Origin of the sequence: Streptomyces sp. NPDC088745 (assembly GCF_044751045.1) — a bacterium.
Lineage (GTDB): Bacteria > Actinomycetota > Actinomycetes > Streptomycetales > Streptomycetaceae > Streptomyces > Streptomyces cremeus.
Genome location: NZ_JBIVLB010000013.1, coordinates 120,094 through 141,134, shown reverse-complemented (window position 1 = coordinate 141,134; position 21,041 = coordinate 120,094). Strand labels below are relative to the sequence as shown.

Annotated in this window: 19 protein-coding genes; 7 read left to right on the top strand and 12 right to left on the bottom strand. The window is 74.4% G+C overall.

The annotated features are described in order from the left end of the window. Positions 1-55 precede the first annotated feature (55 nt). A complete protein-coding gene (locus tag ACIP93_RS28910; protein ID WP_401763255.1) occupies positions 56-1,441 on the top strand; it encodes a geranylgeranyl reductase family protein in 1,386 nt (461 codons plus the stop codon). A 196-nt stretch (positions 1,442-1,637) separates the two neighbouring features. Further along, entirely contained in the window at positions 1,638-1,868 is a 231-nt protein-coding gene (locus tag ACIP93_RS28905; RefSeq protein WP_401763252.1) for a WHG domain-containing protein, read from the top strand. Positions 1,869-1,891: 23 nt separating this feature from the next. Here the strand turns inward: ACIP93_RS28905 and ACIP93_RS28900 are convergent, their stop codons facing one another. The 3 genes from ACIP93_RS28900 to ACIP93_RS28890 form a co-directional block, all read right to left on the bottom strand. Beyond that, complete coding sequence (locus ACIP93_RS28900) at positions 1,892-2,176, bottom strand: DUF6332 family protein (protein WP_401763249.1); 285 nt, start codon at positions 2,174-2,176, stop codon at positions 1,892-1,894. Positions 2,177-2,238: 62 nt separating this feature from the next. Beyond that, complete coding sequence (locus ACIP93_RS28895) at positions 2,239-2,991, bottom strand: maleylpyruvate isomerase family mycothiol-dependent enzyme (protein WP_401763246.1); 753 nt, start codon at positions 2,989-2,991, stop codon at positions 2,239-2,241. Between the two features lie 75 nt (positions 2,992-3,066). Then, positions 3,067-4,494: an MFS transporter gene (locus tag ACIP93_RS28890; RefSeq protein WP_401763244.1), complete on the bottom strand. Its 1,428-nt coding sequence runs from the start codon at positions 4,492-4,494 to the stop codon at positions 3,067-3,069. A gap of 67 nt (positions 4,495-4,561) precedes the next feature. On the opposite strand from ACIP93_RS28890, the gene ACIP93_RS28885 reads away from it, so the two are divergent. Together ACIP93_RS28885 and ACIP93_RS28880 are read left to right on the top strand one after the other, a co-directional pair. Beyond that, positions 4,562-5,806 (top strand): ROK family protein, encoded by a 1,245-nt coding sequence (locus ACIP93_RS28885; protein WP_345225534.1) that lies wholly within the window; start codon positions 4,562-4,564, stop codon positions 5,804-5,806. A gap of 31 nt (positions 5,807-5,837) precedes the next feature. Next, entirely contained in the window at positions 5,838-6,485 is a 648-nt protein-coding gene (locus tag ACIP93_RS28880; RefSeq protein ID WP_401763241.1) for a maleylpyruvate isomerase N-terminal domain-containing protein, read from the top strand. Between the two features lie 221 nt (positions 6,486-6,706). Here the strand turns inward: ACIP93_RS28880 and ACIP93_RS28875 are convergent, their stop codons facing one another. Together ACIP93_RS28875 and ACIP93_RS28870 are read right to left on the bottom strand one after the other, a co-directional pair. Continuing rightward, on the bottom strand, positions 6,707-7,219 hold the full coding sequence (locus ACIP93_RS28875; protein WP_345225539.1) for an ATP-binding protein: 513 nt from the start codon (positions 7,217-7,219) through the stop codon (positions 6,707-6,709). Positions 7,220-7,422: 203 nt separating this feature from the next. After that, complete coding sequence (locus ACIP93_RS28870) at positions 7,423-7,737, bottom strand: hypothetical protein (protein WP_345225541.1); 315 nt, start codon at positions 7,735-7,737, stop codon at positions 7,423-7,425. A gap of 377 nt (positions 7,738-8,114) precedes the next feature. Here ACIP93_RS28870 and ACIP93_RS28865 point away from each other — a divergent pair, with 377 nt between their 5' ends. Beyond that, positions 8,115-9,293 (top strand): PLP-dependent cysteine synthase family protein, encoded by a 1,179-nt coding sequence (locus ACIP93_RS28865; protein WP_401763237.1) that lies wholly within the window; start codon positions 8,115-8,117, stop codon positions 9,291-9,293. Here ACIP93_RS28865 and ACIP93_RS28860 read toward each other — a convergent pair. Next, positions 9,290-9,766, bottom strand: coding sequence for an SRPBCC family protein (locus ACIP93_RS28860; RefSeq protein WP_401763234.1), 477 nt, complete (start codon positions 9,764-9,766; stop codon positions 9,290-9,292). The genes ACIP93_RS28865 and ACIP93_RS28860 overlap by 4 nt on opposite strands. A gap of 61 nt (positions 9,767-9,827) precedes the next feature. Continuing rightward, positions 9,828-10,670: a DeoR/GlpR family DNA-binding transcription regulator gene (locus ACIP93_RS28855; protein WP_401763231.1), complete on the bottom strand. Its 843-nt coding sequence runs from the start codon at positions 10,668-10,670 to the stop codon at positions 9,828-9,830. 341 nt (positions 10,671-11,011) lie between these two features. Between ACIP93_RS28855 and ACIP93_RS28850 the strand changes: the two genes are divergently transcribed. Then, complete coding sequence (locus ACIP93_RS28850) at positions 11,012-13,405, top strand: hypothetical protein (RefSeq protein ID WP_401763228.1); 2,394 nt, start codon at positions 11,012-11,014, stop codon at positions 13,403-13,405. Here ACIP93_RS28850 and ACIP93_RS28845 read toward each other — a convergent pair. The 4 genes from ACIP93_RS28845 to ACIP93_RS28830 form a co-directional block, all read right to left on the bottom strand. Further along, the gene (locus ACIP93_RS28845) at positions 13,402-15,810 is read right to left on the bottom strand and encodes a right-handed parallel beta-helix repeat-containing protein (protein ID WP_401763225.1); all 2,409 of its coding nucleotides are present in this window, start codon (positions 15,808-15,810) and stop codon (positions 13,402-13,404) included. The two genes, ACIP93_RS28850 and ACIP93_RS28845, sit on opposite strands and share 4 nt — an antisense overlap. A 102-nt stretch (positions 15,811-15,912) precedes the next feature. Further along, complete coding sequence (locus ACIP93_RS28840) at positions 15,913-16,584, bottom strand: hypothetical protein (protein ID WP_401763222.1); 672 nt, start codon at positions 16,582-16,584, stop codon at positions 15,913-15,915. Between the two features lie 95 nt (positions 16,585-16,679). Then, positions 16,680-17,510: an MOSC domain-containing protein gene (locus tag ACIP93_RS28835; protein ID WP_401763219.1), complete on the bottom strand. Its 831-nt coding sequence runs from the start codon at positions 17,508-17,510 to the stop codon at positions 16,680-16,682. Between the two features lie 76 nt (positions 17,511-17,586). Continuing rightward, positions 17,587-18,186, bottom strand: a complete 600-nt coding sequence (locus ACIP93_RS28830; protein ID WP_401763216.1) for a DUF6643 family protein — start codon at positions 18,184-18,186, stop codon at positions 17,587-17,589. 173 nt (positions 18,187-18,359) lie between these two features. On the opposite strand from ACIP93_RS28830, the gene ACIP93_RS28825 reads away from it, so the two are divergent. Next, positions 18,360-19,772 (top strand): TerD family protein, encoded by a 1,413-nt coding sequence (locus tag ACIP93_RS28825; protein WP_345225552.1) that lies wholly within the window; start codon positions 18,360-18,362, stop codon positions 19,770-19,772. A 25-nt stretch (positions 19,773-19,797) separates the two neighbouring features. On the opposite strand, the gene ACIP93_RS28820 is transcribed toward ACIP93_RS28825, so the two are convergent. Further along, on the bottom strand, positions 19,798-20,991 hold the full coding sequence (locus ACIP93_RS28820) for a glycosyltransferase (RefSeq protein WP_401763212.1): 1,194 nt from the start codon (positions 20,989-20,991) through the stop codon (positions 19,798-19,800). Positions 20,992-21,041: the final 50 nt, after the last annotated feature.

Sequence of the window (21,041 nt, the reverse complement as noted above, 5' to 3'; positions counted from 1 at the left end):
GTAGGATGCCGCAGGACAGCATGGCCACGGGTCGGATCAGGAGCAGAAGCACATCGTGAGCAGCGAGAACGCAGACGCCGCAGCAGACGCCGGACACGAGCGGGACGAGGACGGCGGGCCCGTGTGGGACGTCGTGGTGGTCGGGGCGGGACCGGCCGGGGCCTCCGCCGCTCACGCCGCGGCGAGCGCCGGGCGCCGGGTCCTGCTGCTGGAGAAGGCCGAACTGCCCCGGTACAAGACGTGCGGCGGCGGCATCATCGGCCCCTCCCGGGACAGCCTGCCGCCCGGGTTCGTGCTGCCGCTCCAGGACCGCGTCCACGCGGTCACCTTCTCCCTGAACGGGAAGCTGACCCGCACCAGGAAGTCCCGGAAGATGCTGTTCGGGCTGGTCAACCGGCCCGAGTTCGACCAGGCGCTGGTCGAGGCCGCGCAACAGGCCGGCGCGGTGCTCCGTACCGGAGCGACCGTCGCCCGCGTCGAACAGCACGGTGCGGCCGTGCCCGACCGGCGCACGGCGGCCGTGGTGCTGGCCGACGGCGAGACCGTCCTGGCACGGGCGGTCGTCGGCGCGGACGGCAGCGCCAGCCGGATAGGAGCACACGTCGGCGTCGAACTCGACCAGGTCGACCTCGGCCTGGAGGTCGAGATCCCGGTGCCCAAGACGGTCGCCGAGGACTGGGCGGGCCGCGTCCTGATCGACTGGGGTCCCCTTCCGGGCAGTTACGGATGGGTGTTCCCCAAGGGGGACACGCTGACGGTCGGCGTGATCGCCGCGAAGGGCGAGGGGGCCGCCACCAAGCAGTACTTGACGGACTTCATCGCCCGGCAGGGACTCGCCGGGTTCGAACCCTCGGTGTCCTCGGGGCACTTGACGCGCTGCCGGGCGGCCGGTTCGCCGCTGTCGCGCGGCAGGGTGCTGGTGTGCGGGGACGCGGCGGGGCTGCTGGAGCCGTGGACCCGTGAGGGGATCTCCTTCGCGCTGCGGTCCGGGCGGTTGGCGGGGGAGTGGGCGGTGCGGATCGCCGAGGCGCAGGACGCGGTCGACGCGCGGCGGCAGGCCCTGAACTACGCCTTCGCCATCAAGGCGGGGCTGGGCGTCGAGATGGGCGTCGGCAGGCGGATGCTGACCCAGTTCGAACGCCACCCGGCGCTGCTGCACGCCGCGATCACGGGCCTGCGGCCCGCGTGGAAGGCCTTCGCGCGGATCACCCGGGGGCAGACGACCCTCGCCGAGCTGGTACGGATGCACCCCGCGGCACAGTGGGCGCTGAACGCGGTGCACAAGGCGGAGGCCCAGCGCAAGCCGGACGAGGTCGCCGGGAAGCCGGGCGAGGCCGCTGAGAAGCCGGACGGGGCCGCTGAGAAGCCGGATGAGGCCGCCGGGAAGCCGGGCGAGGCCGACGGAATGCCGGACGAGGCGCGCAAGGGCGGCGAGGGCTGAGGCGCTCGCGCGGATGACGTACGAGTGACCGGATGACGTACGAGTGACGAGGTGACCCGTCGGCCCCGTGCGGGGCGGCGGGTCACTTCGTGTTCGCGGGCGGCGCGGCGTGCGTGCGGGCGGCATCGCCGGCACCTGTGCCGGTGCTGGAGGTGGTGCCTGCCCCGGCGCCGGCGACCGTGACGCGGAAGACCGGGTGCTTGGGGGCCAGGAGCTGCGGGCCGAGGCGGAGCGGTTGGCGGGGGACATCGCGCCGGATCTGCCGGCGGCTGCGGTGATCGGGTTCGTACGGGTGTGGGCGGAGCTGTTCGGGCTCGTCTCCTTCGAGGTGTTCGGGCACTTCCACCGGGTGGTCGAGGAGCGGGAGGCGTTCTTCGTGCACGCCGTGGAGGGAATGGCCGCGGTGGCGGGCGTCCTGGGGGAGTAGCCGGGGCGTGGGGGAGCGGGGGCCTAGGGGTCGGCGCTGGTGCGGCCGGGCTGGTTCGGCTGCGTTCCCGGCGCACCCCGGTAGCCCCACAGCACATGGACGACCCGTACGACGAAGACGATCACGGCCAGCGCCCCCGCCCCGATCCGCACCCGCCGCGCCCACGTCCCCGGGAGGTCGAGCAGGAGATCCGCCGGGGCGGCCACCGCCACGAACGTCACCAGGGCCAGCACGAAGGCGCTGACCAGGGCGTACCCGATCTCGATGGTGATGGCGTCCCGCTGTGCCCGTGTTCTGCTGCTCTCCATGTCCGTGAGTCTTCCTCGGCAGGGGCGCGGTGAAGCCTCCCCGGTGCGGGCGGTGAGGGTCCTCAGTGCCAGGTGATGGGCGACGACTCGCGCCACAGGGCGGCCAGTCGCGGATTCCCGCTCAGTGACACCGCGTCCACCGGGGCCCGGTTCCACAGCACCGCGTACAGTGCCCCGGCGCTGCCGCTCAGCTCGGTGTCCGCCGGGCCCCGGTCGTCGCGCACGGTACGGGGCGGACCGTCGGGCGACAGGCGTACGGTCCACACCGTGCCCGGCGGCCCGTCCGTCGGCCGTATCCGCAGCGTCCCCGGCTTCGCCGGGCGCACCCGGCTGCGGTCCCGCGCGTGGAACGCGACCAGCAGCTCGTCGATGCCGTCCGCCGCGAACTCCGCTGGCACGTCGCCCACTTCGCGGCCGGCCGCCGACGCCGCGTCCATCCGGTGCACGGCCGTCTCGTGCGCCTGGCGGCGGACCCAGAACGCGAGCGGTGACGGTGCGGGCAGGAAGGTCCAGCACTCCAGGTCCGCCGGGGCCCCGCGCAGCGCCGCCACCAGCCCGGCATGGCCCTCGCGGAACCAGGACAGCAGCTCGGGGCCGTCCAGGTCCGGCTCCCCCGCGCCGGGCCGGTACTCCCGGTGGCCGCGCGTCACGTACTCCGTGGCCCAGCGGTGCACCATCCCGGTGTGCCGCACCAGATCGCGCACCCGCCAGCCGGGACAGGTGGGCACCTGGGCCGAGGTGCCCGCGGCCTCGGCCGACCGCGCCAGCAACTGCCCCTCGCGGGACAGGGATTCGATGTGTTCACCGGTGTTCATGCGGCCGATCCTGACACGGCCCTCGCCCGTGCGTCCTTCCTGCCGTCCCCCCCCGGACGGCTCGACGGCGGACCCTCAACGCGCCCCGGGGTCCTGGGTCCCGCCTGAGCGGTCCTGCTCGGAGCTGCCCGTTCGGCCACCCGGGGCCGCGGACCGCCCGGCCGTCTGCCCCGCCGTCCGCGCCAGCAGACCCAGGCACGAGGCCCCGGCCGCCAGCACCGCCACCGTCGTCAGCGCGGCCGGCAGCGACAGCCAGTCCGCGAGGAACCCGATCGCCGGCGGGCCCAGCAGCATCCCGCCGTAACCGAGGGTCGACGCGGCCGCCACCCCGCCGGGGCCGGCCAGCTCGCCCGCCCGCGAGATCGCCACCGGGAAGATGTTCGCCAGCCCCAGGCCCGTCACCGCGAAGCCGAGGAGCGCGAGCCACAGTGTGGGCGCGAGGGAGCCGAGCAGCATGCCGACGGCGGCCGTCGCCCCGCCCAGCACCAGGGTCCTGGTCTGGCCGAGCCGTTCGAGGAGCGTGGTGCCGGAGAACCGGCCGATCGTCATGGCCAGCGCGAAGAGCGAGTAGCCGGCGGCTGCCGCGCCCGGGTGCGCGCCCAGGTCCTCCTGGAGGTGCAGCGGCCCCCAGTCGGCGATCGCCCCCTCGCCGTACGCCGTGCACAGGGCGATCATCCCGAAGAGCGCGACGACGCGGCGCGAGCCGACGGGTGCCGCCCGCCGCTCCGTTTCCGTACGGGCCCGCACGTCCGGTACCTGCGTACGGTCCCGTACACCCGGTACCTCCGTACGATCCGGTACACCCGGTACCTCCGTACGGTCCCGCACCTCCGTCGCCCCGGGCGCCTCCCGCACCTTGGGCACCTCTGCCACCGCAGGCACCAGCCTCTTCGACTCACGCAGCAGCGTCGGCCCCGCCGCCACCGTCAGCAGCAGTCCGGCCAGTGTCAGCAGTGACAGGTGCGCCAGCGGTGACAGCCCGCCCGCCACCAGTCCGCCGAGCCCTGCGCCGATCATGCCGCCCAGGCTGAACGCCGCGTGGAAGCTCGGCATCACCGGGCGGCGCAGCGCGGCCACCACATCCACCGCCGCGCTGTTCATCGCGACGCTGATGCCTCCGTACAGCGCACCGAACACCAGCAGGACCAGCCCCAGCGCCAGCGGCGAACGCGTCAGCGGCGGCAGCGCGATGCTCAGCGAGAGCAGCGCCGCGCACGCCACCGTCACCCGGAAGCTGCCGAAGCGGCCGCACAGGCGGCCGGTCAGCGTCATCGTGATCACCGCGCCCGCCGACACCCCGAGCAGGGCCAGGCCCAGTGCGCCGGCCGACGCGGAGGTCTGCTCCTTGATGGCCGGGATGCGCACCACCCACCCGGCGAAGAGGAAGCCGTCGAGGGCGAAGAAGAGGGTCAGCGCGGTGCGCAGACGGGAGAGAGAAGGGGTGGCGGGGCTTTCGCCGGGTCGTCCCGCCGCGGTCGTCCGGACTTTGTTTAGGTTCGGCACAAAATCAGCATAGGGGGAGCCGCCCGGGCGGGGCAAGGCGCTTCCGGAGCGTGGCAGACTCGGCTTCATGAACGCCGAGGGGACCAGGGTGGCCAGCGCCAGGACGAAGTTGGACCGGGGGAGAGGAGCGCTGGGACCCGCGCTGGAGCTCGTGCACACGGGCCGCGCCCCGACCCGCGCCGTCCTCACCGCCGAACTCGGCGTGACCCGCGCCACGGCCGGCGCGGTCGCCGCCGAACTGGAAGCGCTCGGCCTGATCCGCGTCGACTCCAACCCCGGCGCCGCCGCCGGATCGCAGGGCCGCCCCTCGCACCGGCTGACCGTCGACGACACCGGCCCGGTCGTGCTCGCCGCCCAGGTGCACTCCGACGGCTACCGGGCCGCCCTCGTCGGCCTCGGCGGACGGATCGTGGCCACCGCCCCCGGCTGCCAGGACGTCGACGCCGATCCCGCCCAGGTCATCGGCGCGGTCGTCGACGCGGGCGCCCGCCTGCTGGCGGAGTCCGGCCGCCGCTGCGCCGGAGCCGGGCTCGCCGTCCCCTCCGCCGTCGCGGAGCCCGAAGGCACCGCCCTCAACCCCCTCCACCTCGCCTGGCCCCCCGGCGCCCCGGTCCGCGAGATCTTCGCCCAGCACGTCGCCGCCGCCGGGATCGACGGCCCCGCCTTCACCGGCAACGACGTCAACCTGACCGCGCTGGCCGAACACCGGCACGGCGCGGGCCGCGGCGCGCGGCACCTGCTCTGCGTCGCCACCGGACACCGCGGCGTCGGCGGCGCCCTCGTCCTCGACGGCCGCCTGCACAGCGGGAGTTCGGGCCTCGCCCTGGAGGTCGGCCACCTCACCGTCAACCCGGCGGGACGCCCCTGCCACTGCGGTAGCCGGGGCTGCCTCGACGTGGAGACCGACCCGCTCGCCTTCCTCGCGGAGGCCGGCCGCACCCCGGGCCCCGAGGTCTCGCTGCTCCAGCAGTCCCGTGACCTGCTCCGCGAGGAGTACGCGGACAAGGCGGTACGGGCGGCCGCCGAGGCCCTCGTGGACCGGCTCGGCCTCGGTCTCGCCGGGCTCGTCAACATCCTCAACCCGGACCGGATCGTCCTCGGCGGCCTTCACCAGGCCCTGCTGGCCGCCGCCCCCGAGCGGCTGCGCGCCGTCGTCGCCGACCGCAGCCTGTGGGGGCGCAGCGGCGGGGTGCCGATCCTCCCCGGCACCCTCGACCACAACTCCCTGGTCGGAGCGGCGGAGTTGGCCTGGCAGCCGGTGCTGGACGATCCGCTCGCCGCGCTGGCGGCCGGCGCCGGAAAGGGACGGTGACCGCGTTCGGCGGGCTTGGTACGGTCCGCGCATGACCCTCACCCCCGCCGACGCCCCCGGCACCCGGCTCACCCCCGCCGACCTGCGACTGGCCGCCGACCTGGCCGTCGCCGCCCTGCGCCCCGCCCGCGACGCCGACTGGAGCGTCCCGGCCGGGGGGCTGGAGTGGGACTGCTGGGAGACGGCCGAGCACCTGATCGACGACCTGTTCTCGTACGCCGCCAAGCTCGCCGCCGAGCGCACCGGCTCCAACGTGCCCTACCGGCGGACCACCGGAAGCCCGGGCGGCCCCGACAACGCCGTGCACGTCGAGCGCGCCGCGGGCCCCGAGGGAATGCTGGCCGCGTTCGAGGCGGCCGCCGCGATCATGCACGCGGTGGTGTCGGTGAAGCCGCCCGAGGCCAGGGCGTACCACGTCTACGGCGATTCCGACCCCGAGGGCTTCATCGCCATGAGCGTCGTGGAGATCCTCGTGCACACCCACGACCTGACGACCGGTCTCGGCCTCGCCGCCTGGGAACCACCCGCCGACCTGTGCGCCCGCGCCCTGTACCGCCTCTTCCCGCACGTCCCCGGCGGCGCCGACCCCTGGCCCACCCTGCTGTGGGCCACCGGACGCGGAGACCTCGCGGGCCGCGAGCGCCTGGCGGAATGGCGCTGGTACGGCGCCCCGCGCTGAGGGAGGCCCCTCGCGTCGGAGGAAGACGCTGAGGGGCCACCCCTCGCGCTGGAAGGAGACTCCGCGCGCCGGAGAAAGACCCGGCGCGCGGAAAGGATTCCCCCGCGCCGAGGGCAGACCCTTCCTCCGGAGGGGTGCCGCCCCATGCCCGGAGGGGTGCCGCCCCATGCCGAGCGGCCGGCCCGGGACCCGGGCCGGCCGTCGCGGAACACGGTTTTCGGTCAGCCCACCGCCGCGGTCCGGGCCTTCCGGCCGCGTTTGCTGCGCTCGCGCTCCGGGCGCTGCGTCAGCGCCACCACCGTCGCGGGCTCCAGGGCGGTGTCGGCGGCGGGCGGGGGAGCGGAGGCGGGCAGCGCGAACCACACGGTCTTGCCCTTCTCGCCCTCCTGGCGCACGCCCCAGTCGTCGCTGACGGCCGCGATGAGCGCGAGCCCGCGCCCGCCGGTGTCGAGCGGCTCCGCCGCGCACACCGTGGGCGGCCGGGGGTCGTGGTCGTGGACGGACACCGTGAGCCGGTCGAAGAGCAGCTCGATCTCCACGGTGCACGTCTTGTCGGGCTGTGCGTGCTGATGGACGTTGGTCAGCAGCTCGGTCACGCCGAGTGCCGCCGGGCCGATCAACGGGTCCAGTTGCCAATAGCGCAATTGTGCGGAAACGATCCTGCGGACTTGGCCGATCCGCGCCGGTGCAGCTTGGAGCTTCACCGTGCAGTGCCTGCTGGGATGGTTGATCACTGCTGCGACTCCCCGGGGTGAGGTCCGGAAGGCGGTCGAAGAGCTTCGGTGTGAGGGGTGCGGTTCGAGCTGAGCGGCGGGCTGCTTCGCAGCGTCACCGCGGAAGCACCCGGAGTGAGATACCGCCAGAGTGGACCCATGGACGGCACCACGCAACTCGCGTTCCTCCGGTCCGCGGCGGCGGCTCCGTCCGGCGCGCCCCCTCAGCCACGTGCCGTACCGCCCCGCGCGCCGCCCGGCATCCCCACCGACCGGAGCGCGTTCAGCAGGCGTCCGCCCACCTCGGCGGAGGTGAGCCGGTAGCGGATGCCGTTGAGGCGGGCCACCGTGCGGTCGCCGCCGGCGAACCACGGTTTGCCCGCGGTCACCGTGCCCAGCGGCGCGCTGTCGATCAACTGGCCGTCGCTTCGCAGCAACGCCAGTACGCCGTCCCGTACGACGACCTGTCCTGCCCTGGTGAGTGAGCGGGGCCACCGCTCGATCCTCACTCCCCGCACGCTGAAGTCGGGTTCCGCCATGGGCTGTTCGTCTCCTTTCCGTGCTGCTGTGCCGGTGCGGACGTCGTGGTTCGCCCCCGTTCGTACCCCCGCTGTCTCTGGGCAGTCTGCACGGCGGGGGGCGTGCACACCAGGGGGGCAGGCGCACTGAAGGGGGCATTCCACCTCTGCGCCCCCAGTGCGCCCCGAGCCGTGACACAAGGGAGTGCTATGGCTGCCCAAAGTGAACGTTTGTGCAGGTGGGCGGCTTACAGTGGCAAGTGGGAGATCGCTGTGCCGGGCGCGCATGCCGCAGGCACAGCAGTCTCCGGACCGCGCCCCACAGGACCCCGTCGGGTCCCGCGGAGGCCGTACGACACCGCACGGGACAGCACAGAGCAGCACGAGGAGTGGCGCGGATGAGCAGCAGCGAACCGGCACGACGCGGCCCCGCCGCGGGGGCCGACGCACCCCCGGCCGGCCCCCCGGCGGGCAGCACCGCGGTGCCGACGGTCGACGTCGACCGGAGCGACCCCGCCTACCGCGCCTGGCTGAAGGAGGCGGTGCGCAAGGTGCAGGCGGACGCCAACCGGTCGGCCGACACCCATCTGCTGCGCTTCCCGCTGCCGGAGCAGTGGGGCATCGACCTCTACCTCAAGGACGAGTCGACGCATCCCACCGGCAGCCTCAAGCACCGCCTGGCCCGCTCGCTGTTCCTGTACGGGCTGTGCAACGGCTGGATCCGGCCGGACCGCCCCGTCATCGAGGCCTCCAGCGGGTCCACCGCCGTCTCCGAGGCGTACTTCGCGAAGCTCATCGGGGTGCCCTTCATCGCGGTGATGCCGCGCACCACGAGCGCCGAGAAGTGCCGCCTGATCGAGTTCCACGGCGGCCAGTGCCACTTCGTGGACGACTCCCGCAAGATGTACGAGGAGTCCGCCCGCCTCGCGGCCGAGACCGGCGGACATTACATGGACCAGTTCACCTACGCCGAGCGGGCCACCGACTGGCGCGGCAACAACAACATCGCCGAGTCGATCTACCAGCAGCTGCGTCTTGAGCGCTACCCCGAGCCGAGCTGGATCGTCGCCACCGCCGGCACGGGCGGCACCTCCGCCACCATCGCCCGCTACGTGCACTACATGCAGTACGACACCTTCATCTGCGTGCCCGACCCGGAGAACTCCTGCTTCTTCGACGGCTGGAACGACCACGACCCGCTCGCCACCAGCGACTGCGGCTCCCGCATCGAGGGCATCGGCCGCCCCCGGATGGAGCCCTCGTTCGTCACCGGAGCCGTCGACCGCATGATGAAGGTCCCCGACGCGGCGAGCGTGGCGGCCGTACGCGCCCTGGAGGCGGCCCTGGGCCGCAAGGCGGGCGGCTCGACCGGCACCGGCCTGTGGAGCGCGCTGAAGATCGTCGGGGAGATGGTGGAACAGGGCCGCAGGGGCAGTGTGGTGACGCTGATCTGCGACCCCGGCGACCGCTACCTCGACAAGTACTACTCCGACGCGTGGCTGGCCGAGCAGGGGCTGGACATCGAGCCGTACGCGACGGCCATGGCGGAGTTCCTCCGTACGGGGGTCTGGCCCTAGCCCCTGTCGCGGGCCGCCAGCCGGCGGTCCAGCGCGCGGACCGCGGCCCGGAAGGAGCGCCCCACCCCGGGGCGCGCCGCCCGCAGCACCAGCCGCAGCGGGGCCGGGCCGTCGGCGGCCATGGTCCACTGCACCCGGGTGGCCGCCCCGGTGGGCCACATGCGCCACTCCTCCAGCATCGCGGTGACGCCCGGGGCGTTGGTGACGTCGATCCGGTACGCGTACCGCAGGCCCGGCTCGGCCGCCACGACGGTCTCCAGGAACCTGGTGCCGCCCCTGAGGTGCACCTCGCGGCCCCCGTCCGTCGGCCGGGCGAAGGTCACGGCGGTGAACCAGCGCGGCCACGCCTGCGTCTCCTCGGCCAGCGCCCGGTACACGTCATCGGGCCCGGCCGCGACCTCGGCGGCGAAGACCAGGCGTACGGGCGCGGACTCGGCGAAGTCGAGCCCGACACCCCGCAGTCGGCGGACCATGCGGTGCGCACCTCCGGGGATCGGCGGAAGACGATTGCGCGCCAGGGTAGTTGACGTACCGTCAGAAGTCTTCGGAGCCGTCGGGATCGTCGGGGCTCTCGCCCGCCACCACCAGCCCCGGCAGATGCTCCGCCAGCTCCTCGCGCGCCGCGGCCGACAGGCCCCGGTCCGTCACGAACGCGTCCACCTGGTCCAGCGCGGCGAACGAACTCAGGCCCACCGTCCCCCACTTGGTGTGGTCCGCGACCACCACCACCCGGCGCGCCGAGCCCACCAGCCGGCGGTTGGTCTCCGCCTCCGCGATGTTCGGCGTGGACAGGCCCGCCTCGGCAGATATCCCGTGCACCCCCAGGAAGAGCACGTCGAAGTGGAGCGAGGCGATCGCCCGGTCGGCGACCGGACCCACCAGCGCGTCCGACGGCGTGCGCACCCCGCCGGTCAGCACCACCGTTGCCGCACCGCCGGTGTCCCCGCCCGCCTGGCGCGCGGTGTGGAACACGTCCGCCACCCGCACCGAGTTGGTCACCACCGTCAGGTCCGGCACGTCCAGCAGGTGCCTGGCCAGCGCGTACGTCGTCGTGCCCCCCGACAGCGCCACCGCGCTGCCCGGCACCGCCATCGCGGCCGCCGCCCGCGCGATGTCCTCCTTCGCGGAGAGCTCCAGCGCCGACTTGGCCTCGAAACCGGGCTCGTGCGTGCTCGCCTCCGCCACCGGGACCGCGCCGCCGTGCACCTTCTCGACGACCCCCTGGCGGGCCAGCGCGTCGAGGTCGCGGCGGACCGTCATGTCCGACACGTTCAGCCGCCGGGTCAGCTCGTTGACCCGCACCCCGCCGCGCCGGCGCACCTCGTCGAGGATGAGGGCACGGCGCTGTTCGGCGAGCAGGTTCTGATTCTCGGTCACTGCGGGCCCGGGTCCTTTCCACGACGCTGTCAGGAGCTGTTCATCCTCGCACGGGGCGCCAACACGCCTCCACGACCGGTGTGAAGGGCGCCCGGGCGTGCGACGGCGGGGGCGACGCGCGAAGAAACCGTGGTGGGGCGGGCGGCGGGAGACGCGTCCGGGATGCTGAAAACCCCTGGTGCGACCGGGAGTGGCCGGGTACGGCGGACGGGTACAACAGGGGTACGGCGACCCGCCGGCCCACGGCCCCGTGTGCCGCACCCGCCTCCCCTCCACCCGCGCCTCCCATACCCGCACCCGCACGAGAGCCCCCTCGCACACGCACGAGAGCGAGTCCCGCAGTGCCCGCTGCCCCCGCCGCCCCGGACGGCCCCCCTCCGCAGACCCGCCGCGCCCCCGCCCACACCCCCGGACCCCGTGTCCCCGAAGCCCCCGATCCCGACACCAACCCCGACGCCCCCGCCCTGGAACTCCTGGTGCACGGCGTCGGCGGAGCCACCCCCGAGGAGATGCTCGGCGACCCGCGCACCACCCGCGTCACCGGCGACGCCACCGCCGCCGTGTTCCGCCGCACCGAGGACGTCGACGCCGAGGACCGCCCCGGGGACCACCGGAACAAGCCGATCCCCGAGGCGTACGTCTGGTCCAACCTCACCTCGGGCAACGGCATCCGGGCGCTGTGGCTCCTCCTGCTGCCCTTCATGGTCGTCAACCTCGCGCACTGGATGCGCCCCACCGCCGGGGGGAGCGCCCGCACCGTCCGCTTCTACGGCGTCCTGGTGCGCCTCGTCGCCCTCACCCTCACCCTCCTGCTCGTCGCCGCGGCCTGCGAGGTGGCCCTCGACCTCACCGCCTGGCAGTGCGCGGGCTCCGCGTCCTGCTCCGGCGAGAAGTCCTGGCTGGGCTTCCTGTCCACCGCGCACGGCGGCTGGTGGAGCCAGCCGGGCCGCCGGATCGCGCTGGCGGCGCTCGTCCCCGCCGCCCTCACCGGGCTGCTCTGGTACCTCTCGCACCGCACCTGGAGCGCCTACGAGTCCCAGCAGCCGCTGCCGGGCGCCGAGGAGGACGCGGCCGGGCCCGCACTCGGCCGCCCCGGCTTCTGGTACGGGCGCCGCCTCGTCGCCCGGCTGCGCGCCGCGCACACCGCCGCCGGATTCCTCGTCGTGGCCGCGGCCCTCACCGCCGCCACCGCCCGCCACGACCGCGCGGCGGACAGCACCGTCCTGGACGTGTGCGGCTGGGCCCTCCAAGGAGCACTCCTGGCCGGTGCGGCCGTCGTGGTCTGGGTGGTGTGCCGGCGCGGCCGCACCGAGTCCCGCTTCGACACCGCCCTGGACCGCGCCCTGGTCGGCCTGCTCCCGGCCGGCGCGCTCGTCGGGCTGGTCCTCGCCGTCCTGTACGCGGGCTGGTCCCGGCCGGCGTGGAGTTCGGTGGGCCGGCTCGACGGCGGGGCCCGGTCGTTCGGCCTGCTCACCCTCGCCCAACTGCTGCTGGTCCTCGCGCTGGCCGTGACCGCCGTGCTCCTCGACCGCCGCGCGCCCGTCGCCCGCACCGCCATGCGCGGACTCGGCGGACCCGCCGTCGCCATGCTGGCCTGCGCGCTCGGCGGCGTCATGACCGGCGGTGTCGCCCAGCGCGTCGCCGACTGGCTCGACGGTTCCGGCACCCCCGGCATGGCCACCGGACCCGACGCACCCCTCGCCGGTCCGCCGGTCCTGCTGACCTGGCAGGCCTCCGTCATCCCGCCGCTGCTGCTGGTCCTGCTCGCGCTCGCCCTGTACTACGGGGTGCGCACCTGGCGGCTGCGCGCCGCGCTGCGCCCCGTCGTCGAGGCCGGACACCCCACCGAGCGGCCCGACCCCGTGCGCACCGGCCGCATCGCCCTCGCCCGCGCCGCCGCCGAGCTCACCGACCACGCCCCCCGCATGCTCGCCGCACTGTCCGGAGCCACCCTCGTCCTCGGCGGCATCGCCCTGACCGGGGCCGTCCTGTACGACGAGGTGCCCGGCCGCGCCGCCGAGGGCACCCCGTCACCGGTGGAGGCCGTCGCGCACACCGCGCAGTCGCTCGGCTCCTGGCTGATCGGCTTCGGCTTCCTGCTCCTGGTCACCTGGGGGCGGCGCGCCTACCGCGACCCCAAGGCGCGCCGCACCATAGGCATCCTGTGGGACGTCGGCACGTTCTGGCCGCGCGCCGCCCACCCCTTCGCCCCGCCCTGCTACGCGGAACGCGCGGTGCCCGACCTCACCTGGCGGATGGCCACCTGGACCGAACGCACCCGGGGCCGCCTGGTCATCTCCGGCCACTCCCAGGGCAGCGTGCTGGCCGCGGCCGCCGTGTGGCAGCTCCCGCGGCGCACCCGCCGCCGGGTGGCCCTGCTGACGTACGGCGCTCCGCTGGAGCGGCTGTACGGACGCTGGTTCCCGGCCTACTTCGGCCCGGCCTGCCTGCGCCACCTGCACGACGAGGTCGACTGCTGGCGCAACCTCTGGCGGCACACCGACCCGATAGGAGGCCCGGTCCGCGTCGTCCCCGACGAGGGCCGCCACCCCGTGGACCACGACGCGCTCCTCGACCCCCTCGCCTACGGGCGCACCCGTACGCACCCCCTGCCCGCACCGATCCTCGGCCACTCCGACTACCAGGCCGACCCCGTCTTCGCCGCCGAGCGCGACGCACTCCTCGACCGGCTGCCGGAGACGAACCTGCCCCGGCAGAACACCCCGCACGGCTAAGGGAGTTCGGGCAGGTCGTCCGGGTAGAGCAGGGTCAGGTCGTCCGTGGACACCTCGGTGAACTGGGCGACCCGGCCCGCGTGCCGCTCCACCATCGACTCGAACGTCTGCCGGGCGGTACGGCCGTTGCCGAACGCGGGGCCCTTGGGCAGCGCCGTGAAGTACTTCAGCAGTGCCTCCGGCGTGCCCGTCCCGAGCCGGTACTCGTGGTCGTCGGCCTGCTGCCGGACGATCCTGAGCAGCTCGTCCGGCTCGTAGTCGGAGAAGGTGATGGTCCGTGAGAAACGGGACGCCACACCGGGGTTGACGGTCAGGAAGCGCTCCATCTCGTCCGTGTAGCCCGCGACGATCACCACCACCGCCTCCCGGTGGTCCTCCATCAGCTTCACCAGGGTGTCGATGGCCTCCTTGCCGAAATCCCGGCCGGAGTCCTCGGGCGAGAGCGCGTACGCCTCGTCGATGAACAGCACCCCGCCGCGCGCCTTGTCGAAGGCCTCCTGGGTGCGGATCGCGGTGGACCCGATGTGCTCGCCGACCAGGTCCACCCGGGACACCTCCACGAGGTGCCCGCGCTCCAGCACCCCGAGGGAGGCCAGGATCTCTCCGTACAGCCGGGCCACGGTCGTCTTGCCGGTGCCGGGGGAGCCGGTGAAGACCAGGTGGCGGCGGACGGACGCGGCCTTCAGGCCCGCCTCCTGGCGGCGCCGGCCGATCTCGATCATGTCGGTGAGCGCCCGCACCTCGCGCTTCACGCTCTCCAGGCCGACCAGCGCGTCGAGCTCCCCGAGCACGTCCTGCGAGGAACGGGCGTCCTGAGGGTCGACCGGTGCGGCAGGGACGGCCGTCACGGGCCGCGCCACCGGGACGGTGGAGAGCAGCCCGGGGATCTGGACGGCCGTGCGGACGGCGGGCGGCGGTTCGACCGCCGCCGCCCTGACGGCGCTCTCGTCGCTGGTGCAGTCCTCGACCAGGGGGCCGTCCTCGGCGAACTCGTAACCGCCGCGCACGCACCGCTCGGTGCGGCAGCGCGTCAGCGTCGTACGGCAGCCGTCCATGACGTGGAAGCCGTAGCCGCTGCTGCCCGCGACCCGGCAGGCGTGGAAGGTGCCGCGGCCCTCCGCGGAGACGTAGAAACCGGATTCGGCGGGGGAGTTGACCGTGGTGCGCTCTATCCGGGGGTCGGCGCCCTTGGTGACGATGACGCCGGTCTGCACGGCGTCGATGGTGCAGCCCGCGAGGGTGCCGCCGCTGCCGTGGTCGCGGAACCAGGCGCCCGTGGACGCCTCCTTGATCCGGCAGTCGTCGAGCTGCGCGGTCGCCCCGTCGCTCACCGACACGGCGGTGTTGCGCACCTGGAAGAGGTCGCTGTCGACGATGTCCGCGCGCGAACCCCGGTCCAGGACGAAGACCGCGTCGGGCACGTCGTGCACCCGGCAGGAGTCCAGCACGACGGTCGCGCCGTCGCTGACCCACACCGCCGGGTAATCGCCCGTGCTGTCGTGGATCTCGCACCCGTTGGCGTCGACCCGGGTGCCGGGGTCCCACACGGACAGCCCGTTGCGGCCGAAGCGGCGCACCGTCGTGCGCGACAGCGTCAGGACCGCGCGGCCGCGCAGGTCGATCGCGTTCTCCGGGATGTCGTGGATGTCGCAGTCGGAGAGCGTGAGCACCGCGTCCGAGTCGAGCGTGAGGCCGTCCGCCGAGGTCCGGTGCACCGAGCACTCCGTCAGGTGGCCCGCGCCGCGCGAGGAGACCTGCACGCCGGTGCCCTTGACCTCGTAGATCTCGCAGCCGATCGCCTCCACCCCGGAGCCGTCGCCGGTCACCGCGAGCCCCGAGCCCGACGTGTGATGGATCGAGCACCGCTCCAGCCGGGGATGCGCCCCGCCGCTGACCGACACCCCCGCCTGTCCGGCCGCGACGACCTCGCACTCCTCGAACAGGCCGCCCGCGCCGTCCAGTACGCCGATGCCGACGCCGCCCGGATTGTCCACCGTGCACCGGCGCACCGTCGGCCGGGCCGCCCCGCGCACCTCGATGCCGACGGCCGAGCGCGTCACGATCCGCAGCCCCTCGAACTCCGGGGTGCCGTCCTCCACCGACAGGGCGGGCGCCGCCGAGTCCTGGCCCTCCAGACTCAGGTCCTGCACCACCGCGGAGGCGCGCACCGTCAGCGCCACACCGTCCGTCGGAGCGATCCGCACCGACCCGGCCGCACCCTCCACACCGCGCAGCGTCACCGCGCGCCGCACCACGAGGTTCTCCCGGTACGTTCCCGGAGCGATGGTGAGGACGTCGCCGTCCCCCGCGGCCTCCAGGGCGGCGGCGAGGGAGTCGTACTCACCCGTGCGGCGCCGCCACCTGGAAGTGCCGGAGTGCGTCACCTGGACCGTGCCCTGTGCCATGGCGTGTGCGTGCCCCCACCTCGTGCGTCCCGCTGCTCGCGCTGATCTCGCTGCACCACCGTAGCGCGCGGGGGAGGCGCGGTTGACCGGGTCGCCGCGGCGTCAGCCGCCCGTGCCCGCCCTGCCCCACTCGGGGCCGACCTTCGCCCACGCCCGGTCGAGCCGCTCGTACCGCCGACGCATGAGCCGTCGTACGACCAGCAGCCGTACGCAGTGGGCGAGTCCGGCCGACACGGCGCCCGCCCCGAAGCCCGTCAGGGCCGCCTGCTCGGTGGCCGTCGAGGCGGTCACGGGACGGTTCACGAGCCGGCCCCGGTCGTCCGTCCACAGCGGGAAGGTGTCGCCCGGCTCGGCGCTGCCGCGGACCGTGGCGACCCGCCCGGTGCGTGCGCTGCCGTCGGGCGCCGTCCAGCTCGCCGGCACGGTGACCGGCCCGGCGTACCCGGCGCCCGCCTGCGCGCCGCCGGGGCGGCTTCCCTCGCGCGCCGGCCGCAGCACGGTGCCCGTCGTCGCGTGCCGCTCCCGGTGCTGTTCGACCACCTCCCGCTGGAGCGAGGCGTTCGCCCGCAGGCCCGTCACCAGTCCGACGGCGGGGGCGGCGACGCCGATCAGCACCAGGGCGACCAGCGCCACCCAGGCCTCGGCCCGGTCGGTGGGGCGGCACAGCGGACTGTGCCGCCAGCGCCACACGCCCGAAGCCGTCCGGCGGGCGCGGGCCGGCGGGACCCGCCGCGCTTCCGTCGCGGGCCCTCGCGGCCCGTCCGCTGCTCGCACCGTCCCGATCCCCTTCCGCGCCGGCTCAACGCGCCTGCCGCATCGGCGAGTTCCCGGCGAGGGGCCCGCTCATTCGGCCGAATCGGGACAGAACTCTATGGCGCCTCGGCCACCACCGGGTCCCCGATCCGCAGCACACCGGCCGTCTCGGGGATCAGGTTCTGGCCGAACACCAGGCTCTTGCCGAACTTGCGGTGCCGGGCCAGCGAGCGCAGCGGTTCCTTGCCGCGCTCGGCGGTGGCCTGGTCGGTGGTGGTGACGACGCAGCGCCCGCACGGCTTCGCCACCCGGAAGGCGAGACCGCCGATCGTGATCCGCCGCCACTGGTCCTCGGCCCACGGGGCGGCTCCCGCGAGCACCACGTTCGGCCGGAACCGGTTCATCGGAAGGGGGCCCTCGTCGGGCAGATCGCCCTGCGCGATCAGGGAGTTGAGGGCGTCCAGCGAGGCCAGCGTGGTGACCAGGAGCGGGAAGCCGTCGGCGAAGCTCACCGTCTCGCCCGGCTCGGCGAAGGCCGGGTCGACCGGGCGGCGGACGGCCGGATCGTCCAGGTGCACCAGGCGGGCCTCGACGCCCAGGTACGCGCTCCACCACGCGTCGGCCGCGGAACCGGCGGGCACCGCCTCGTACGTCTCGCCGAAGAGGACCACCGGCACCGTGCGCACGGGCTGCGGCACGGGAACGTCGAGGGGTTCGCGGCCGGGGGCGGACACCCGGACCGCACCGCCCGGCAGCGGCTCCGAGGAGGCGAGCGCCATCCGCGCGTACTCGCGCTGGGTGACGGCCCTGCCCGACGCGTCGGTCACCAGCCAGCGGCGGTCTCCCGCCGGCCCCCACGGCTCGATCGCCATCTCGCGGGGAGCGCAGCCCCGCGTCGCCTTCACCGGATAGAAGTGCAGCGCGTGCACCGACACGTCGTTGGTCATGGGCCCATCCTGCCAGCAGGCTCGGACATCTGTCCGAGCCTGCTGCGAGCCTCCGGTGCGCCGCTGCCGACAGGGGCTAGTAGCCCCGACCGCCCTGCTGGTACTGGCGGTTGTACGGGTCCTCGTACGGCGCCGCGGCCGGTGCGGGGCGCGGGGCCACCGGGCGCATCGCCTCGTACCCGGAGGGCGCGACCGGGCGCTGCGGCTGCTGCTGGGGCTGCTGCATCTGCGTCTGCATCTGCTGCATCTGCGGCGCGACCGGTCGCTGCGGCTGCGGGCGCTGCATCTGCGGGGGCTGCTGTGCGCCCTGGTAGCCGCGCGGCGGGGCCGCCTGCTGCGGGATGTACGGGGCGGGCGCGTTCTGCAGCTGCGGCGCCGGGGCCTGCTGGAGGTGCGGCGCCTGCTGGTAAGCGGCCGGGGGCTGCGCCTGTGCGGGCTGGGGATAGCCGTACCCGGGCTGCGGGTGGGAGGGTGCGGCCGGCAGTGCGGGAAGGCCCGACGACAGAGCCGGCAGGGCCGGCAGATGGCTGTTGCCGGTGTCGTACATGGCGGGCACCCGGATCGGGGCGATCTGGGGCGTACCGCGCTCCGCGACGAGAGAGTCGTAGATCGGGGTGTCCGGGAAGGACGGGGCGGAATAGTAACCGCCGCCATAGGTGGAGCGGGGGGAGGTCATGGCACATAAGTTAAGCCCAAGATGTTCTGTAAGGGGAGTCCGGTAAGAGTGTTGTTTCGCGCGTTCTGGGTAGCCCTGGGTCACTAATCAGAGCGAACTTGGGAAAATCGGTCGTCTTGTGGCGTCAGGATCGGGTAAGGAACGGTTCATTTCGACTCGCGTTGGGGGCGAGCATGTCCATGCTTAAGGGAACCAATGTGCCGGTGCCGGCACAGTCCGTGCGCATCGAAGTGGGCCGCGGGTCCGGGCCGGGGGTGCCGGACGTCGACGCGTCGGCGCTGCTGCTCACCGGCGGGCGGGTGCGCTCCGACGCCGACTTCGTCTTCTACAACCAGCCCGTCCACGCCTCGGGCGCGGTCCGGCACGACGGCAAGCGGCCCGGCGCGGGCGGCATCGTCACGGACACCGTGTGGGTCGACCTGGCGCGCGTGGAGAGCGCCGTGGAGACCGTGGTGCTCGCCGCCTCCGCCGACGGCGGCAGCTTCGGGCAGGTGCCCGGGCTCCACATCCGCGTCCTCGACGCGGCGAACGGCGCGGAGCTCGCCCGCTTCGACAGCCGGGACGCCACCGTGGAGACGGCGTTCGTCCTCGGCGAGCTCTACCGCCGGCAGGGCGCCTGGAAGTTCCGCGCCGTCGGCCAGGGGTACAGCAGCGGTCTGGAGGGGCTCGCGACGGACTACGGCATCACGGTCGACGAACCGCAGCAGCCGGCTCCGGCGCCCGCCCCGGTGACCCCGGCCCCCACGATCCCCACCGCCCCGTCCTGGCCCACGCCCGCCACCGCCTCCGCCACCCCCCAGGCCCCGGTGTGGCCGACGGCGCCCGGCTCCACCCCGCCGCCCGCGCCGGTGCCCACGGCTCCGACCATGCCCGCGGCCCCCACCGTGCCGTCCGCCCCGGTGCCCTCGCACGCGACGCCGCCGCCCGCCGCCGCGGCCCCCTCCCCGGTGCGGCTGACCAAGGTCACGCTCACCAAGTCCTCGCCGACCGTCTCGCTGGCCAAGCAGGGCGGCACCGGCGGCGCCATGCGCGTCAACCTCAACTGGGAGTCCCGCAAGCAGTTCAAGGGCTGGGGCAGCAAGCTCGGCCGCGCCATGGCCCAGCACGCCGACCTCGACCTCGACCTGTGCGCCCTCTACGAACTCACCGACGGCCGCAAGGGCGTCGTGCAGGCGCTGGGCAACGCCTTCGGCGCGCTGAACCAGCCGCCGTACATCCACCTCGACGGCGACGACCGCACCGGAGCGGTCTCCTCCGGCGAGAACCTCACCATCAACCTCGACCACAAGGACCGGCTGCGCCGCGTCCTGATCTTCGTCACCATCTACGAGGGCGCGCGCTCCTTCGCCGACCTGCACGCCACCGTCACGCTCACCCCGCAGAACGGCGCGCCCATCGACTTCTCCCTCGACGAGTGCACGGTGCCCTCCACCGTCGCCGCGCTCGCCCTGATCAGTTACGAGAACGGCGACCTGACGGTCCGTCGTGAGGCCCAGTACCTGGTGCCGCAGCGCGGGGTCAGCCCGCAGCGCACCGTCGACCAGGCCTACGGCTGGGGCATGAACTGGACCCCGGGCCGCAAGTAGCCCCCGCTTCCCACCCGTCGCGGGATCAGCGGTCGGGCGCGGTCCCGGGACGGGCGTACGTCCGCCCCTTCCAGGCCGCGCCCCGGCCCCGGTGGTGCCGCACGGCCGAGTCCACCGTCATCAGCGCGTAGAGCAGCGCCGTGACCGGCAGCAGCGGGGCCAGGGCCAGGTTCTGGCGGTAGTAGCGCAGCATCGGCAGGTACGTCGCCGCCATCACCGCCCAGGCCCCGAGCCCCGCCCACCCGGCCGCCGTGTCGCCGGTCAGCAGCCCGGTGGCCAGGGCGTACGGGGGCGCGAGGTACACCAGGGCCAGGCCGAGGACCGTACCGAGCAACAGGACGGGGTTGTGCCGCAGTTGGGCGTACGCGCTGCGGGCGACCATCCGCCACAGGTCGCCGAGGCCCGGGTACGGGCGCACGCTGTCCACCCGCTCGGCCAGCCCCAGCCAGATCCGCCCGCCGCACCGGCGCACCGCACGGGCCAGCGACACGTCGTCGATGACCGTTCCCCGAATGGACTCGGGCACCTGTGCGCGCACGGCCGTCTCGGTGCGCAGCAGCACGCAGCCGCCCGCGGCGGCCGCCGTGCGCCCCGTGCCCCGGTTGACCCACCGGAAGGGATACAACTGCGCGAAGAAATACACGAAGGCCGGGACGATCAGCCGCTCCCAGGGGGTCCTCACCCGCAGCCGCGCCATCTGGGAGACCATGTCGAAGCCGTCGCGCCCCTGGGCGTCCGGCAGCGCCGCGGCCACCAGCTCCCGCAGACTGTCCGGCTCGTGGGCGATGTCGGCGTCCGTGAGCAGCAGGTACGCGGGGCTGCTCTCCCGGGCGGCCGCCATCCCGTGGCGCACCGCCCACAGCTTGCCCGTCCACCCCGGCTCCGGCTCGCCCGGGGCGACCACGGTCAGCGGCAGTCCGCCGTGGCGCCCCGCCAGCGCGCGGGCCAGCTTGCCGGTGCCGTCGCTGCTGCCGTCGTCCACCAGGATCACCTCGGCGCCGCCCGGATAGTCCTGGGCCAGCAGCGAGGGCAGGCTGTCGGGGAGCACCTCGGCCTCGTCGCGCGCGGGCACCACCACGGCCACGTACGGCCACTGCCCCTCGGCGGGGCGGGCGCGCGGCGGCAGGCGCTGGTCGGTGCGCCAGAAGAAGCCCCGGCACAGCAGCAGCCACAGCCAGACGGTCAGTGATCCCACGGCGATCCACGCGACGACGCTCACCCGTCGCAGTCTGCCGCAGGAGCGACGGCTTCCGGGGGCGCGCGCAGGGC